The organism is Streptomyces sp. NPDC006739, from assembly GCF_042869815.1.
GTDB lineage: Bacteria > Actinomycetota > Actinomycetes > Streptomycetales > Streptomycetaceae > Streptomyces.
Genome location: NZ_JBIAGM010000006.1, coordinates 261508 through 277507, shown reverse-complemented (window position 1 = coordinate 277507; position 16000 = coordinate 261508). Strand labels below are relative to the sequence as shown.

Below are 16000 nucleotides of genomic sequence, written 5' to 3'. Positions count from 1 at the left end.
TTCAGACATGGGTGCTGTTCCTCGTTCCGAAAAGTCGGCCGGCCGGCTCCGGCGCATGCTCGACCGGCTCTCCTCGTCGCAGGAGGACCTGGAGTCCGAGGAGCTGCGCGAGGACGCCGAGACGGCCGGTTGTACCCGGATCGGTGACTGTCAGGACCGCCAGGTCGTCACGGTTACTGGTACCTTGCGCACGGTCACCCTGCGACCGCGTGCCGGGGTCCCCGCCCTGGAGGCCGAACTGTTCGACGGCTCAGCCGCGCTGGACGTGGTGTGGCTGGGCAGGCGCTCCATCGTGGGGATAGAACCGGGGCGCAGGCTCATCGCATCGGGCCGGATCTCCCTGAGCCGGGGCCGCCGGGTGCTGTTCAATCCCAAGTACGAACTGAGACCCCTCGGTAGGGAGTAGCCGGTGACGTCGCTCGACAAGCCGACCGAAGACACCACTCAGCAGGAGCACGACGCCCGGGCGGTGACCGAGGCCGCGCTGTTCGAGGCGTTCGGCGGTGTCCGGGGCATGGTCGAGACGGTGCTGCCCGGCCTGCTGTTCGTCACGATCTTCACGATCAACAAGGACCTGCACTGGTCGGCGATCGCCGCGCTGGCCGTCTCCGTCGTCCTGGTCGTGGTCCGGCTGGCGATGCGGGACACCGTCAAGCACGCCTTCAGCGGCGTCTTCGGCGTGGCCTTCGGCGTGGTGTTCGCGATGTTCACGGGCAACGCGAAGGACTTCTACCTCCCCGGCATGCTCTACACGCTGGGCCTGGCGCTGGCGTACATCATCACGACCCTCGCCGGGGTGCCCCTGATCGGCCTGATCCTCGGCCCGGTCTTCAAGGAGAACCTCTCCTGGCGCACCCGCAACCCGGGCCGCAAGACGGCGTACGCCAAGGCCAGCTGGGCCTGGGGCCTGATCCTGCTCGCCAAGTGCGCGATCCTCTTCCCGCTGTACTGGTGGGCGAACACCGCGCAGCTCGGCTGGGTGCTGGTCGCCCTGAAGATCCCGCCCTTCCTGCTGGCGGTCTGGCTCACCTGGGTCTTCCTCGCGAAGGCGCCCGCGCCGATCGACGTGTTCGCGGAGATGGAGGCCGAGGAGCAGGCGGAGAAGGAACGCAAGGCCGCCGCCGAGGCGGCGGGCGGCCGGCACCGCCGGGAGGCGTAGACACCGGCTGCACGGCGCCGGACGAGGCAGGCGGCTGCTTTTCCGCGCGCAAGAGGCGTACGGCCGCTGTGCGGCGCCGGCTGGGTCCGGCGCCGGTGGCGCACCCGGCTTCCGTGGCACGTCGGGCGGCTCCGTGACGGTGGGGGCGCCCGGAGATCTCCGGGCGCCCCCACCGTCGTACACGGACTTCTCAGGCCTCTTCCCGCCGCACCGACAGCAGGTCCTCCAACTGCTCCTCGCGGGCCTGCGCGGCCACGAACAGGAGTTCGTCGCCCGGCTCCAGGGAGTCCTCCCTGGACGGGGTCAGGACACGGGTACCCCGGATGATCGTGACCAGGGAGGTGTCCTGGGGCCACTCCACGTCGCCCACCTGTGTGCCGGCCAGGGCCGACTCCTCGGGCAGGGTCAGCTCGACCAGGTTCGCGTCACCGTGGCTGAAGCGGAGGAGCCGGACCAGGTCGCCGACCGAGACCGCCTCCTCGACCAGGGCGGACATCAGGCGCGGGGTGGAGACGGCGACGTCGACACCCCAGGACTCGTTGAACAGCCACTCGTTCTTCGGGTTGTTCACACGGGCCACGACGCGCGGAACGCCGTACTCCGTCTTCGCGAGCAGCGACACGACCAGGTTGACCTTGTCGTCGCCGGTCGCGGCGATCACGACGTTGCAGCGCTGGAGCGCCGCCTCGTCCAGGGCGGTGATCTCGCAGGCGTCGGCCAGCAGCCACTCCGCCTGGGGGACCCGCTCGACCGAGATGGCGGTCGGGGCCTTGTCGACGAGCAGGACCTCGTGGCCGTTCTCCAGCAGCTCGCCCGCGATCGAGCGGCCGACGGCACCGGCACCGGCAATGGCGACCCTCATCAGTGACCGCCCTCCTCTTCGGGGCCCTGGGCGAACGCCGCCTCGACCTTCTCGACCTCGTCCGTCCGCATCATCACATGCACCAGGTCGCCCTCCTGCAGCACCGTCTGCGAGGTGGGCAGCATCGCCTCGCCCAGGCGGGTCAGGAACGCCACCCGGACGCCCGTCTCCTCCTGCAGCTTGCTGATCTTGTGGCCGACCCACTGCGTGGAGGCGTGCACCTCGGCGAGCTGGACGCCGCCGGTGGGGTCGCGCCACAGAGGCTCTGCGCCCGAGGGCAGCAGACGGCGCAGCATCTGGTCGGCGGTCCACCGCACGGTGGCCACCGTGGGGATGCCCAGGCGCTGGTAGACCTCGGCGCGGCGGGGGTCGTAGATGCGCGCCGCGACGTTCTCCACGCCGAACATCTCACGCGCCACCCGAGCGGAGATGATGTTGGAGTTGTCACCGCTGGAGACGGCGGCGAAGGCGCCGGCCTCCTCGATGCCCGCCTCGCGCAGGGTGTCCTGGTCGAAGCCGACGCCGGTGACCCGGCGACCGCCGAATCCCGGCCCCAGCCGGCGGAAGGCGGTGGGGTCCTGGTCGATCACGGCGACCGTGTGCCCCTGTTGCTCCAGGGTCTGGGCGAGAGCGGAACCCACTCTTCCGCAGCCCATGATGACGATGTGCACGCCCGTCCTTCCGGTGTCCCAAGTTGCTGTTCGGCTTCATCAGAGTCTCAGACAGACGCTTAAGCTACACATGTGCCGTCCGGGGCGGGCACCCCTGTGCGTCCGCGACCCTCCGTGGCGATCACCGGCGAGTGATACTGCGCACGCTCCACAGCGTCAGGAATCCGAGTCCGACGAGGGCGGCGGTGGCACCGATCAGCTCTGCGGGGGCGGGCATGAGACCTCCGAGGGGCAGGCTACGGACGGGGTTTGACATCTAGACACGCGGACCGCGCCCGCCACGGAATCCGCACTTCCACCAGGGCCCGAGTTCACCCGGGAGGCAGAACCGGGGCGCCGGGTGGGCGGCTGCGTGTTCGAAGGCATACGATTCTCTGTCGTGTCCAAACTGACCGACGTGCCCAAACGGATCCTGATCGGGCGCGCACTGCGCAGTGACCGGCTGGGGGAGACCCTCCTGCCCAAGCGCATCGCCCTCCCCGTCTTCGCCTCCGACCCGCTGTCCTCCGTCGCGTACGCGCCCGGAGAGGTCCTGCTGGTCCTGTCCATCGCGGGCGTGTCGGCGTACCACTTCAGCCCCTGGATCGCCCTCGCGGTCATCGTGCTGATGTTCACGGTCGTCGCCTCCTACCGGCAGAACGTCCACGCCTACCCGAGCGGCGGCGGCGACTACGAGGTGGCCACCACGAACCTCGGGCCCAGGGCCGGGCTGACGGTGGCCAGCGCCCTGCTCGTCGACTACGTCCTCACCGTCGCCGTCTCCATCGCCTCCGGCATCGAGAACCTCGGTTCCGCGATCCCCTTCGTCGTCCAGCACAAGGTGCTCTGCGCGGTCGCCGTGATCGTGCTGCTCACCCTGATGAACCTGCGCGGTGTGAAGGAGTCGGGCAAGCTCTTCGCGATCCCGACGTACGTGTTCGTCGGCGGCGTCTTCGTCATGATCGCGTGGGGTGCCTTCCGCGGCATGGTCCTCGGCGACACCATGCGCGCACCGACCGCCGACTACCACATCAAGGCCGAGCATCAGGGCCTGGCGGGCTTCGCGCTCGTCTTCCTCCTGCTGCGCGCCTTCTCCTCCGGCTGCGCCGCGCTCACCGGCGTCGAGGCCATCTCCAACGGCGTTCCGGCCTTCCGCAAGCCCAAGTCCAAGAACGCGGCTACCACGCTGGCGGCGATGGGCCTGCTGGCCGTCACCATGTTCTGCGGCATCATCGCCCTGGCCATGGTCACCAAGGTCCGCATGGCCGAGAACCCGGCCACCGACCTGATCCACAACGGCGTCGCCATCGGCTCCGGCTATGTGCAGAACCCGGTGATCTCCCAGGTCGCCGAGGCCGTCTTCGGCAAGGGCAGCTTCCTGTTCGTCGTCCTCGCGGCAGCCACCGCGCTGGTCCTCTTCCTGGCCGCCAACACGGCGTACAACGGCTTCCCGCTGCTCGGCTCGATCCTCGCCCAGGACCGGTACCTGCCGCGCCAGCTGCACACCCGCGGCGACCGCCTCGCCTTCTCCAACGGCATCGTGCTGCTGGCGGGCGCGGCGACCCTGCTGACGGTCATCTACGGCGCCGACTCGACCCGGCTGATCCAGCTGTACATCGTCGGTGTGTTCGTGTCCTTCACGCTCAGCCAGACCGGCATGGTCCGCCACTGGAACCGCCACCTGGCCACCGAGACGGACCCGGCCAAGCGCCGGCACATGGTGCGCTCCCGGGCGATCAACGCCTTCGGTGCCTTCTTCACCGGCCTGGTCCTGGTCGTCGTCCTGGTCACGAAGTTCACCCACGGCGCCTGGGTGGCCCTGCTCGGCATGTGCATCTTCTACGCGACGATGACCGCCATCCGCCGGCACTACGACGGCGTCGCCGAGGAGATCGCGGCCCCCGAGGGCCCGAGCGACGACAGCGTACGGCCGTCCCGCGTGCACTCCGTCGTCCTGATCTCCAAGATCCACCGGCCGACCCTGCGGGCCCTGGCCTACGCCAAGCTGATGCGCTCGGACACCCTGGAGGCGCTCACCGTCAACGTCGACCCGGCGGAGACCAAGGTGCTGCAGGAGGAGTGGGAGCGGCGCGGGATCGACGTACCGCTCAAGGTCCTCGACTCGCCCTACCGCGAGATCACGCGGCCGATCATCGAGTACGTCAAGGGCCTGCGCAAGGAGTCCCCGCGTGACGCGGTGTCGGTGATCATCCCCGAGTACGTGGTGGGTCACTGGTACGAGCACCTGCTGCACAACCAGAGCGCGCTGCGCCTCAAGGGCCGTCTGCTGTTCACCGCGGGCGTGATGGTGACGTCCGTGCCCTACCAGCTGGCCTCCTCCGAGGCGGCGCGCGACCGCGCCCGCAAGCGGCAGGAGTGGAGCGCGCCGGGTGCCGTACGGCGTGGCCCGGCGGGGGAGCCGACCAAGGAGTCCGCTCCCTCCGCTCCCTCAAAGAGCTGACCGACCCCCGTACCGGCACCTGGTGAACGGCCGGACAGCAGCCACGTAGACTGGTCGGCTGTTGTCCGGCCGTACACCTTTTCCCGATCTGGAGTCACCCGCCATGCAGGCAGAACCGAGGAAGTCGCAGGCGGGTTCGCTCGTGGGGCAGGAGTACGAGGTCGAGGTCGGCCCCGTCGCCCACGGCGGCCACTGCATCGCCCGCACCGCCGAGGGCCAGGTGCTGTTCGTCCGGCACGCGCTGCCGGGCGAGCGGGTCGTGGCCCGCGTGACGGAGGGCGAGGAGGGCGCGCGTTTCCTGCGTGCCGACGCCGTCCAGGTCCTCGACGCCTCCAAGGACCGCGTCGAGGCCCCCTGCCCCTATGCCGGCCCCGGTCGCTGCGGTGGCTGCGACTGGCAGCACGCCAAGCCGGGCGCCCAGCGGCGGCTGAAGGGCGAGGTGATCGCGGAGCAGCTGCGGCGGCTCGCGGGCCTGACACCCGAGGACGTGGGCTGGGACGGCACGGTGATGCCCGCCGAGGGCGACAAGCTGCCGGTCGGCCAGGTCCCGCAGTGGCGCACCCGTGTCCAGTACGCCGTCGACGCCGAGGGCCACGCGGGACTGCGCCGGCACCGCTCGCACGAGGTGGAGCGCGTCGACCACTGCATGATCGCCGCCGAGGGCGTCAGTGAGCTGGGCGTCGAGAAGCGGGACTGGACCGGCATGGAGTCGGTGGAGGCGATCGCGGCGACGGGCTCGCAGGACCGCCAGGTGATCCTCACCCCGCGCCCCGGCGCCCGGCTGCCGCTGGTGGAACTCGACAAGCCGGTGTCGGTGATGCGCGTCGAGGAGAAGGACGGCGGTGTGCACCGCGTCCACGGCCGCCCCTTCGTCCGCGAACGCGCCGACGGCCGCACGCACCGGGTCGGCAGCGGCGGCTTCTGGCAGGTCCACCCCAAGGCGGCCGACACCCTGGTCACCGCCGTCATGCAGGGCCTGCTCCCGCGCAAGGGCGAGATGGCGCTCGACCTGTACTGCGGCGTCGGCCTGTTCGCCGGCGCCCTCGCCGACCGCCTCGGCGAGAAGGGCGCGGTCCTCGGTGTCGAGTCGGGCAAGCGCGCGGTGGAGGACGCCCGCCACAACCTCGCCGACTTCCCCCGGGTCCGCATCGAACAGGGCAAGGTCGAGACGGTCCTCCCGCGCACCGGCATCACCGAGGTCGACCTCATCGTCCTCGACCCCCCACGCGCCGGAGCGGGCCGCGCGACGGTGGCCCACCTGGCCTCCCTCGGCGCCCGCAGGATCGCCTACGTGGCCTGCGATCCCGCCGCACTGGCCCGGGACCTCGCGTACTTCGCGGACGGGGGGTACCGGGTGCGGACGTTGCGGGCGTTCGATCTGTTTCCGATGACGCACCATGTGGAGTGCGTTGCCATCCTTGAACCGGCCGCAAAGGCCGCCTGACCTGCGGGTTCGGGTGGTGTGCATTATGTGCGGTGTGGGCGTTACGGGCGATATCTTGACGCTGAAATGACGCTCTCCGAGGTATCTTGACGCTCATTTGACGCTCGTTCTGATGGAGTGTCAGGCGACTTTTTGGGCAGCTCAGACGCTTTCAAACGGGCCAGACTCGGTGACACATCGAGGACTCGTGACGCGCTCGGCGATAAGTTCGGAAGCCCCGGTGGACGACGACGGCAAGGATCCGTTCGTTCGGGTCTTTACAGAGCACGCCTGTGCGGTGTGGGCTGGCGGCCGTGGAACGTCCGTCAGCTCCGAACGAACGGCAGCGCACGCTTCTTGAGCGAATCGCGGTCGGCGAGGAACCCGGAGCCTGGGCGCCGGGAGAGTGGCGCTCGGCGTATGCCCTGCGTGACCGTGGGCTTTTGACGGTGGACAAGGGCCATGGTGCTGCCCGTGCGGAGGTCACTGAGGCCGGCCGGTTCTACCTCCGTCACGGCAGCCATCCCGACGACGCGGAGCCTGCAGACTGCGGTGAGTCGTCGGTGCCCGCCGAGCACCCGACGTCGTACGGCGAGCGGCCCGTTGCCCGTGCGCGGCGAGCGAAGGCTCGCGAGTTGGTCGAACGGCTGCTCGCCGAAGGGCGTGTCCGGTTTGCCCATGTCGATGATGAGGAGATCGCGGAGTGGCGGCGGGTCGTCAACTACGCGAAGCGGCACGGTATGGAGCCGGAGGGAAAGCGCATCGAGAAGGTGCTTTACGGTGGGCTCGGGCTGGAGTTCTTCCTCGCGGAGGGCCCGCATCCCAATGCGCGGAGCCAGCGACCGAAGACGGGTGAGCCGACGGTCCGGGTCCCCACGCGGCTGGTGTCCCTTCATCCGGTTGTAGCTGCACTCAGAGACGATGTTGGGCAGCAGGTGATGCCGCCTGTGCTTCGCCGCAGATCCCTTCTGATGCTGCAGGGGCTGGCCGCCGAGGCGGCGAGGCAAGGGCACGAGGTACGTGAGGCCGGGTCGCCCTACTCTTCACGTGAGGGCGGGATGGACGTCGTTGTTGATGGCTTCGCGTATCCGGTCACCATCAGGCGGGAGTTTCCCGAGTCCACGGACCCGGAGCGGTCCGCGCGTCTCGTCGTGGAGGTCGCCCACGGGCTGACCGACAGACCCGGCCGCTGGCGGGACCGTAAGAGCCGGACCCTTGAACAGTCTCTGGGGCTGGTTCTGGGGGAGATTGAGGCGCGGGCGGCGGAGGATGCCCGGCGCAGGGAGATTGAGGAGCGCGCGAGAGAAGAGCGTGAGGTTCGCTGGCGGGCGGCAATGGAGGAAGCGAAGGAGCAGGCTGTCAGGGAGCAGTTCGCCGAGGTGCTGCGTGAGGAGGCCGGGCGTTGGCGGGAGGCTGTCGTGATCGGTGAGTACTGCGAAGCGCTGGAACGTCGGCTTGCCGAATTGGACGGGGGCTTGGACGAGCAGGCCCTGGGATCGGCCCGACGTTGGCTGGAGTGGGCACGGGAGTATGTGCGCTGCATCGACCCGCTGCAGCACCCTCCGGGCATGCCGACCCCGCGTACTCCGACACCGGATGAACTCCGGCCGTATCTGAAGGGCTGGAGTCCTCACGCACCCGAACGCCGTGGCCGCCGGTGACACGCGAGAACTGGCGTCCTGCTGGTTGCCGCCCTCGGTCGGATCGGTGCCGTCACGCGTCCCGTCGCCGTGGCGTTTCGGTATCCGTCGCTGTGTCCAAGGAAGTGGCCATCAGTGAGGGGTCGGGGCCGAAGTCGTCCACTTCCATGGTGGCGTGACCGCCCGGCGGGCTGGTGAGGGAGCCTTGGACGCGGACGGGGACGCCGGTGTCGTGGCAGTGGACCGCTGCGTGGTAGTCGGTGTCGCGCAGGTCCATCCACACGGTTCTGACGCGGCGGTTGATCAGGGTCTGGACGCCTACCCGGCCGGTTTCGTCGTCGGGGTGGCGGCTGAGGTTGGTGACGATGCCGTAGATCAGGTGCCGGCTTGTGTAGATCCGTGTCTTGAGTTGGGCGGATACGCGGTCTACGACGTCGATCGCTGCCTGGTTGAACTCGACGAGTGGTGGTGTTCCCGGGGGCGGGGCGGCCACACGAGACCAGTTGAAGGTGACGGCGAGGGTTCCGATCGCGTCCGCGCTCACCACCTTGCTGAGGGCCTGGCAGAGTTCGTACGAGACGCCCTCCCCTACTGAGTCGGTGATCTCGCTGGGGGTGGGTTCCCGGCCGGCGCCGGCCATTTCTTCGAGAACGCCCAGGGCGCGGGACATGGTGGCGGTGACGCGTCGGTCGAAGAGGGTCTCCTCGACCCCTACGTCGATCCGGTCCTGGCCGGGAGAGTAGACGTCCTCTGGAGCGCGGGCCTGGCTGATGATGGGCACGATGTACGAGCCACGCCGGGTCTGTCCGAGGCGGACGTCGCGGGCCTGTTCCCTGGCCCGTGTCGGGAAGTTGCGGAAGTGGCCCTGCCGGCGGATGGTCGCGGCGGCCGAGGCCACGCGCAGGCGCTTCGCGGAGATGAAGAGTTCGTAGCCGGACTCCAGGGGGATGGATCCGTCGCTCAGGGTGGGGTGGGAGGCTTGGAGGTCGGTAACGTCGTTGAACACGGTGGCGACCGCGTCCTGGACCGTGCGGACGTCGCGTGACTCGACGCGGGCCAGGTCCCCGAGCAGGATCTGGGCACGCTTGGTGAAGTCCGGGGCACCTGGCTTCATGGGGACCAGGACGACCTCGTCGGCGAGACCCGGCAGGCGCCACAGTTCGGCGACGGCGCCACCGGAGACCGGGGCCCATCCGGTGACTTTGAGGTAGCTGCGGATCTCCTCGGGACCGAAGTCAGGCTCTGGGTGCACCACTTCAGTTCACCTCGCTGCCGACGGGGTTGAGCAGCTGACGCGCCGTGTCGAACATGGCCCCTATGGATTTCGCGGTCAGAGGCTGGTGCTCGGGGAGGCTGATCGCGGTGGTGCCCTTGCTGCGTGCCTCACCCGCGCCGTGCAGGGACGCCCAGTAGCCGTGGCAGGCCAGGACGATCGACTCGGGGTGGTGGGTCACCCATCGGCCTATGTCCGGTGGCACGATCAGTAACGCGAGGTGGCCGGGTGCAGAGCGGTCGGGGTCACGGAGCTTGTCGTACGTCTCGACGTCGAGGTTGAAGCTGTAGCCGCCTCGGACAACGCGCGGGTTCTGCGTGCACTTGAGCTGGACGTCGACCATCAACCCGCGCATACGGAGGGTCATGTCGACGCCGTCCTTGTCGACGTTCCAGTCGCAGATGGTGTAGCCGCCCTGGGTAGCGAGTACGTGGACGTAGGCCCGACTCACCTGTTCCTTCTGCCAGCTCGTCGCCTCCGTAGCCACTGGTCCCCCTCCCTGGCGTGGACGTGAGGATAAGGGGAGCTGGATGGCTGGGGGAATAGGGCGTCTCCGGTTCCGGGCGGTGCTGGCGCTGAGGTAGCGGCGTCAGCTGCCGTGGTGGGTGATGTCTGCGCCGATAGTCGTGGAGCGTGGGTAGCGTCGGAAGCCGAATACCAGAAGGTGCCGAAGGAAATAAATGAGGGCGGTGGAGGGAGATGTCAAAATTTCTTGGTGATCTCGACCCGTCCGACTTCCTGGCTGAGGTTACTGCTGGCAGGCTCGCTTGGTGCTTTTCTCGGCAAAGAGAATTCTGGAAGTCGCCGGGTGTTTCGTGAGCAACTTGTCTCTGTCGACTGTTCTTTCGACACGGAGCCAACGGGTCGGTGCGCTCATCCCCTGGAGGCGCACAGCGCAATTGGCCGGGCTGCTGCCGTGTATGGGTTGGTAGACCTGAATAGGTCAGGCGTTTAGAAGACGCCTGCTCTATACAGGCCGTTTCGATCGGGAGCGGGCGCGTCGGTGGGTGTGTACGCACGGATTTCAGCGGAAGTATGGCGATTCGCTGACGGCAGACACGTTAGGTCTGGAAAGGACTGGAATAGAGCGGCGAAGCAAGTGAACCTAGATCAGTCCGTGGAAGGCCGCATGGCCGACGGAATGTAGCACGAGATCGCCGGTTACCGAAACCGGTGATTCTACGGACTATTGAAGCTGCCCGGGGGCGCCGATGTGTCCCGATGCCTCTCGCTAGGAGTAGACGAGCTTGTCACAGCACGCAATACCCGAATCGTCCCTGCTTTCCCTGGGGCAGGTCCGCTCCCTACTCGAATGGGTAAGGAACGAAACAGACGAGCAGAGCGCTGAATACCCGCTCTTCGTCTCCATGGCCACAGCGGCTCTGCTTCCCGGCGAAGCGATCCGGCTTCGATTTGACGATGTGACGCTGTCGGACGACGGGTTCGGCGAGCTGCTGATCCGTGGTGCCGAACGTCGTCGCGTGCCTGTCGCTCCCGAGCTGGTCCGTGTGCTGAGGGCGTGGATCGGTACTGCCGCCCTGAAGACGGGTGATCCGCTGTTCCCCGGTGAGCGCGGCGGACCGCTGGCATCCTCGGTGTATCGGCGGGTGTGGAAGCAGGCGCGTGAGGAGGTTCTGCGTCCCGACGAGGTGGCAGCGGGCTTGGGGGAGCACGTTGCTTCCCTGCGCGACTCCTGCCTGGAGAGCTGGCTCAAGGCCGGTGTTCCGGCATGGGGTGTTGCCGAGTGGTCCGGTGTGACTGCGAGTTGGCTTGCGGTGCGTTATCCGCACTGCTTCCGCCTGGAGGATGTCGAGCTTGACTGGGCCCATCTGACCGAGGTGATGGCCCTTCCCGACGAGCTCAAGTCGTAGCTTGCGTCCGCGCTCTGACTGATGCTCAGAGCGCGGACGCCACCGGCTTCCCTCTCCCTGCGCTCGGCTTCCCTCTCTCGACCACGCCGCAATCTGACGCCTTCCTCTTCTGCGGACGCTCTCCTGCCTGCTGGTTGACCTTCGTTCCGCCGTGACCGATGGCCCGGTCGCCGACTCGCCGAGCGCTTTCCCTCTCACCGTCCAGGACCCACCCATGCCTCCTCGCCTGCTCTCCATACCTGCCGTCGCCGCCGCCTTGGACGTCGACCGGCGGACCGTTTACCGCTTCATCGCCGCAGGGGAACTGCCGATCGTCGACCTGCGCACCGGCACGGGCCGCTCCCGTGTCCGTGTCCCCGCCGCCGGTCTTGAGGAGTTCATCAGCAGCCGCGCGGTCCTTCCTCCAATGGCCCGCCGCTGATCCCTGAGCGTCGCCCCAGTCAGAACCTCAGCCAAGGAGTAGAACCTCGTACCTTCGCAAACTCAAGTCCGGTAAGTGGCAGGCGACCGTACGCAACCGGGCAGGAGACCGGTTCAGCGAGTCCTTCCCCCTCAAAGCGCAGGCACGGGCTTGGGGTATCGAGCTGGAGACCCAGCTCGCCCGTGGCGGCATGCGCGACCCGAGGGCCGGCGAGGTGTCTTTCCGTGAATGGCACGAGCGCTGGTGGGATGCCCGTGTGGTCGAGCCCCACACGCTGCGTGGTGACGCGTCCAGCATCAAGAACCACGTCATGCCCCACTGGGCGGACTGGGAGATGCGCGCCATCACCCGGATGGACGTCCAGAGCTGGATCCGTGTCCTGATCGACAACGGTGCGGGTGCCGCCGCGATCAAGCGGGCCTACAACCTGACGTCCTCCATCATGCGCGCGGCCGTCGACGACGACGTGATCGCGGTGAGCCCCTGCCGCAGCATCGACCTGCCGAAGATCGCGGTCAAGCCACCGCAGTGGTTCACGCTCGACCAGGCCCAGAGCATCCTGGACGAACTCCCCGCGGTCTGGCGGACGATGTGTCTCCTCGGCTTCTACACGGGGCTGCGCTGGGGCGAGCTATCCGGCCTTCACCGACACCGCATCGACCAGCGCCGCTCGCGGCTGTTCGTGGTCGAGGTCAACACGAAGAGCGGGATCAAGGAGTACCCGAAGAGTTCCAAGAGCCGCCGGGAGGTCCCGCTGCCGCCCCATGTTCTGGAGGCCCTCGAACGCCATATCCACCGGCTCGATCGTGATGCCGTGGTGTTCACCACCCTCACCAAGGGACGGGCCGGCCGCCTCCTTGCCGACAGCAACTGGCGACGGCAGACCTGGTGGCCGACGGTGGAGGCCGCGTACTACTTCGACACCGACGGCGAGCAGCAGCTCGTCCCGCACTATCCCCCGCACTCTATGCGGCACACCTGCGCCTCATGGCTGGTCCAGAAGGGAGTCTCGCTCTATGAGGTCCAGCACCTTCTAGGCCACGAGAGCTTCCAGACCACCCAGCGCTACGCCCATCTCCAGCCGGACGCGCACAAGGCCGTCCTCGGAGCCTGGGAGCGGATGGAAGCCCCGCTCACCGTCGCAGCATGAACGATCCGTCACCCCTGTCCGTGCCGGATGGGGGTGAAGGCGGTTGACAGCAGGTGACGCCCGGACTGGCTGGGGTCGGCCAGCGGGGTGTTACCTCGTGTGGAGGAACTCCCTCGCGCCGCGGAGCCTGATGCCCAGCCGGCATTGCGTGGCTCGGCTGTCGAGGCGTACGTCCAGTGCCCCCGGTGGCCGGGTGTCCGCCCGACGGCCCGCGGGCAGCAAGGGGGGGCGATGTCGTCGCGGCGGGCGATGAGCACGCCCAGCGAGTACGGTCGTGCGCTCACCCAAGTTCGAGGCAGGGTCTGTGCGGGAGTCCCCGTGTAACTCCCCATCAGAGAACATCAGTGGTCGCCGAGTGTCCGTCCTGCACCCTGGCACCGTCAGCGTTGTGACGCGGCGATCCGTGCGCGCAGTGCCTTCTTGTCGACCTTCCCCATCGGTGTGCGCGGAAGCTGCGGCATCGGAATCAGCCGGTCGGGGATCTTGTAGGTGGCCAGGCCGCGGCCTCTGAGGAACTCCTTCATGGCGGACGGGCGGACGTCGGCCTCGCTGAGGACGACGAAGGCGTACGTCCGCTCGCCGAGCACGGTGTCCGCCACGCCGATCACGGCCGCGTCCTGCACGGCGGGGTGGGTGCGCAGCTGCCGCTCCACCTCCTCTGCGGAGACCTTCTCGCCGGCCCGGTTGATGACGTCCTTGATCCTGCCGACGATCATGATGTTGCCGTCCGGCCTGCGCCGGACCAGGTCGCCGGTGCGGAAGAAACCGTCCGGTGTGAATGAGCGGGCGTTCTCCTCGGGGGCCCGGTAGTACCCGCGGATCGTGTACGGACCGCGCGCCTGCATCTCGCCGGGCTCCCCGTCGGGCACCGGGTTCCCGGAGTCGTCGACGATCCGGACCTCGTCGCCCGGTGACATCGGGCGGCCGTCCGTGTTCACGGCCACCTCCTCCGGGTCGTCGAGCCGGGTGTGGGTCAGCAGCCCCTCGCTGATGCCGTACCACCGCTGGATCCGGCAGCCCAGCTCCTGGGCCGCCCGGCGCGCCAGGGCCGGGTCGAGTGGGGCACTGCCCACCTGGATCAGCAGGCGGGACAGTTCGCCGGGCGGTCGTCCGGAATCGGCCCACAGCCGCAGCACCGAGGGCACGACCGTGGTCACGGTGACTGCCTCGCGGCGGATCAGCGAGAAGACGTCGTCGGGCCGCACGCTCGACGTGAGTACCGCCTTTCCTCCCATCAGGAGACTGCCGAACACGCCCGGACAGGCGAGGGCCGCCTGGTGCGCGACCGGGTTGATGGCGAGGTACACCACCTCCGGGCCCACCCGCATCGCCTCCGCGCAGGCCCGCATGACGTACTCGTAGTCGTCGTGGGTCCGGGGGATCAGCTTGGGCAGTCCGGTGGTGCCCCCGGAGAGCAGGAACAGCGCGGGGTCGGACGCGTCCACGGTGGGCAGCGCGACGTCCTGGGCATCCAGCGACTCCAGTGATTCCAGCGAAATGAATTCCCGGGCGTCGCCGCTGACGATCACGTGTGGGACCGACGGGATCTCCCGGGCGATCGTACGGAAGTCGAACCCGCCGAACTCGTCCTTCACCACATAGGCGACAGCCTCCGAGTGAGCGCACAGATGCGCGATCTCGGCCTTGCGGTGACCGGGCAGCGCCAGCACCGGGATCGCTCCGGCCCGCAGCAGCGCGAAGACCAGGACGACGAACTCCGGGATGTTGGGTAGGTGCACCACCACCCGGTCCAGGGGCCTGATGCCCAGTCCGATCAGTCCGCCCGCCAACCGGTCCGCCCGCCGGGACAGTTCCGCGTACGTCATCCGGCGTTCGCCGCACACCACGGCCACCCGATCGGCGTTCCGTTCGCACGACTCGTGCAACAAGTCACCGATCGGCCGGCCGCGCCAGACCCCTGTCCGGCGCAGGTCCGCCGCGAGCTGTTCGGGCCAGTGCACAAAACCGTCAAGCATGATCGCGTTCCCTTTCGGCGGGTCGGTCGAGGCGTGGATCGAGGGGCGCGAAGGTCCGCGTGGAGCCGCGGGTGCGCTCGGTCCCTCCGGGCCGCGGGACGGCGGCGACTTGGGTGGAGGGCGCGTGCCCTCACGGTGGCGGGCGGTGTCCGGTGTGGTGGTGCGCGGCGTCCGCGTGCGAGGTAGCCCGGTGCCGTGCGGCGGCGTGCCCGCGGTCTTTGTGTCGTGTCCCTTGGCATCGTCGGCGCCGCGTTCCACCACGCCCCGATCTCTTGCCGACATCTGTCGAGGGCTCCGCGAATCGGCGGCGAGTGGAAAACATGGTGCGGACGGAACGACGGCCGGCCAGAAAGGCAGAGTGGATGAGCCGGATACGGGAACGCGGCTGGGTGCGGTCGATGATCGCCGGTGACCCTGCCGGCGTCCGGGTGGTGTGCTTCCCGCACTCGGGGGGATCGGGGGTCGCCTTCGGCGAGTGGTCCGCCGCGGTGCCGCCCGGTGTGTCGCTGACGGCCGTCCAGTACCCGGGCCGCGGCGACCGCTTCGGAGAGCCGCCCGTGGACGACGTGGCCGCGATGGCCGGCTGCGTGGCGGCGGAGCTGCTGCGGTTGCCGCCGGGCGACCACGTGCTGTTCGGGCACAGCCTCGGGGCGCTGGTCGCCTACGAGACCGCCCTGCTGCTGCGGGACGCCGGTGAGGAACCCCGGGCGCTCTGCGTGTCCGCCGCACTGCCGCCCGGATCCATGACCAACAGGGGTGTCCACCTGGCGCCCGACGACGAGTTCTGGTCGACCCTGTGCGCGCTGGGCGGCATCGAGCCCGCGGTCGCCGAGAACGCCGAGCTGCGCGACCTCCTCCTGCCCGTCATCCGCTCGGACCTGCGGGCCCACGCGACCTATCGGCCCCGCCCCGGTACCCGTCCGCTGTCCTGTCCCGTGCGCAGCTACCACGGCGCGGGCGACCCGCTGGTGGAGCAGGACCAGCTGGCGGGGTGGGCGGGCGTCACCTCCGGCGGCTTTTCGGGGACCGTGCGGCCGGGCGGGCACTTCCACGTGACAACCGACGTCGCGGAACTCGTCGCGGACGTGCTGAGCCAGGGCCCGAAGTGAGGCGG

General features: G+C 68.9%; 14 protein-coding genes. 9 read left to right on the top strand and 5 right to left on the bottom strand.

Going from position 1 to position 16000, the window contains the following annotated elements; genetic code table 11:
* The first annotated feature begins 7 nt into the window (after positions 1–7).
* Both ACFYMM_RS15535 and ACFYMM_RS15530 read left to right on the top strand, forming a co-directional pair.
* A complete protein-coding gene (locus tag ACFYMM_RS15535) occupies positions 8–406 on the top strand; it encodes an OB-fold nucleic acid binding domain-containing protein (RefSeq protein ID WP_388386472.1) in 399 nt (132 codons plus the stop codon).
* A gap of 3 nt (positions 407–409) precedes the next feature.
* Positions 410–1159 carry a DUF3159 domain-containing protein gene (locus ACFYMM_RS15530; protein WP_388386470.1) on the top strand — a complete coding sequence of 250 codons (750 nt, stop codon included), beginning with the start codon at positions 410–412 and terminating at the stop codon, positions 1157–1159.
* A 190-nt stretch (positions 1160–1349) separates the two neighbouring features.
* Here the strand turns inward: ACFYMM_RS15530 and ACFYMM_RS15525 are convergent, their stop codons facing one another.
* Positions 1350–2021, bottom strand: coding sequence for a potassium channel family protein (locus ACFYMM_RS15525; protein WP_388386468.1), 672 nt, complete (start codon positions 2019–2021; stop codon positions 1350–1352).
* The gene (locus ACFYMM_RS15520; RefSeq protein ID WP_388386465.1) at positions 2021–2692 is read right to left on the bottom strand and encodes an NAD-binding protein; all 672 of its coding nucleotides are present in this window, start codon (positions 2690–2692) and stop codon (positions 2021–2023) included. Before ACFYMM_RS15520 ends, ACFYMM_RS15525 begins: the two co-directional genes overlap by 1 nt.
* Before the next feature lie 379 nt (positions 2693–3071).
* Here ACFYMM_RS15520 and ACFYMM_RS15515 point away from each other — a divergent pair, with 379 nt between their 5' ends.
* From ACFYMM_RS15515 to ACFYMM_RS15505, 3 genes are all read left to right on the top strand, one after another.
* Positions 3072–5132: an APC family permease gene (locus tag ACFYMM_RS15515; protein ID WP_388386463.1), complete on the top strand. Its 2061-nt coding sequence runs from the start codon at positions 3072–3074 to the stop codon at positions 5130–5132.
* A gap of 103 nt (positions 5133–5235) precedes the next feature.
* On the top strand, positions 5236–6576 hold the full coding sequence (locus ACFYMM_RS15510) for a class I SAM-dependent RNA methyltransferase (RefSeq protein ID WP_388386461.1): 1341 nt from the start codon (positions 5236–5238) through the stop codon (positions 6574–6576).
* Between the two features lie 293 nt (positions 6577–6869).
* Positions 6870–8216: a hypothetical protein gene (locus tag ACFYMM_RS15505; protein WP_388386459.1), complete on the top strand. Its 1347-nt coding sequence runs from the start codon at positions 6870–6872 to the stop codon at positions 8214–8216.
* Positions 8217–8268: 52 nt separating this feature from the next.
* Here ACFYMM_RS15505 and ACFYMM_RS15500 read toward each other — a convergent pair whose 3' ends face one another.
* Positions 8269–9447 (bottom strand): hypothetical protein, encoded by a 1179-nt coding sequence (locus ACFYMM_RS15500; protein ID WP_388386457.1) that lies wholly within the window; start codon positions 9445–9447, stop codon positions 8269–8271.
* Between the two features lie 4 nt (positions 9448–9451).
* Positions 9452–9955, bottom strand: a complete 504-nt coding sequence (locus ACFYMM_RS15495; RefSeq protein ID WP_388386455.1) for a DUF4365 domain-containing protein — start codon at positions 9953–9955, stop codon at positions 9452–9454.
* A gap of 760 nt (positions 9956–10715) precedes the next feature.
* Here ACFYMM_RS15495 and ACFYMM_RS15490 point away from each other — a divergent pair.
* The 3 genes from ACFYMM_RS15490 (at position 10716) to ACFYMM_RS15480 (ending at position 12910) form a co-directional block, all read left to right on the top strand.
* On the top strand, positions 10716–11339 hold the full coding sequence (locus ACFYMM_RS15490) for a tyrosine-type recombinase/integrase (protein WP_388386453.1): 624 nt from the start codon (positions 10716–10718) through the stop codon (positions 11337–11339).
* 214 nt (positions 11340–11553) lie between these two features.
* Positions 11554–11760, top strand: a complete 207-nt coding sequence (locus ACFYMM_RS15485; protein ID WP_388386451.1) for a helix-turn-helix domain-containing protein — start codon at positions 11554–11556, stop codon at positions 11758–11760.
* A gap of 256 nt (positions 11761–12016) precedes the next feature.
* Positions 12017–12910 (top strand): tyrosine-type recombinase/integrase, encoded by an 894-nt coding sequence (locus tag ACFYMM_RS15480; RefSeq protein WP_388386449.1) that lies wholly within the window; start codon positions 12017–12019, stop codon positions 12908–12910.
* A 380-nt stretch (positions 12911–13290) separates the two neighbouring features.
* On the opposite strand, the gene ACFYMM_RS15475 is transcribed toward ACFYMM_RS15480, so the two are convergent.
* Entirely contained in the window at positions 13291–14886 is a 1596-nt protein-coding gene (locus tag ACFYMM_RS15475) for a (2,3-dihydroxybenzoyl)adenylate synthase (RefSeq protein WP_388386447.1), read from the bottom strand.
* A gap of 362 nt (positions 14887–15248) precedes the next feature.
* Between ACFYMM_RS15475 and ACFYMM_RS15470 the strand changes: the two genes are divergently transcribed.
* Entirely contained in the window at positions 15249–15995 is a 747-nt protein-coding gene (locus ACFYMM_RS15470; protein ID WP_388386445.1) for a thioesterase II family protein, read from the top strand.
* Positions 15996–16000: the final 5 nt, after the last annotated feature.

What these genes read in the sequence shown, in the direction of transcription:
- ACFYMM_RS15470 (WP_388386445.1), top strand. Translation starts at nt 15,249, where the DNA reads ATGAGCCGGATACGGGAACGCGGCTGGGTGCGGTCGATGATCGCCGGT.
- ACFYMM_RS15525 (WP_388386468.1), bottom strand. Translation starts at nt 2,021, where the DNA reads ATGAGGGTCGCCATTGCCGGTGCCGGTGCCGTCGGCCGCTCGATCGCG.
- ACFYMM_RS15485 (WP_388386451.1), top strand. Translation starts at nt 11,554, where the DNA reads ATGCCTCCTCGCCTGCTCTCCATACCTGCCGTCGCCGCCGCCTTGGAC.
- ACFYMM_RS15535 (WP_388386472.1), top strand. Translation starts at nt 8, where the DNA reads ATGGGTGCTGTTCCTCGTTCCGAAAAGTCGGCCGGCCGGCTCCGGCGC.
- ACFYMM_RS15510 (WP_388386461.1), top strand. Translation starts at nt 5,236, where the DNA reads ATGCAGGCAGAACCGAGGAAGTCGCAGGCGGGTTCGCTCGTGGGGCAG.
- ACFYMM_RS15475 (WP_388386447.1), bottom strand. Translation starts at nt 14,886, where the DNA reads ATGCTTGACGGTTTTGTGCACTGGCCCGAACAGCTCGCGGCGGACCTG.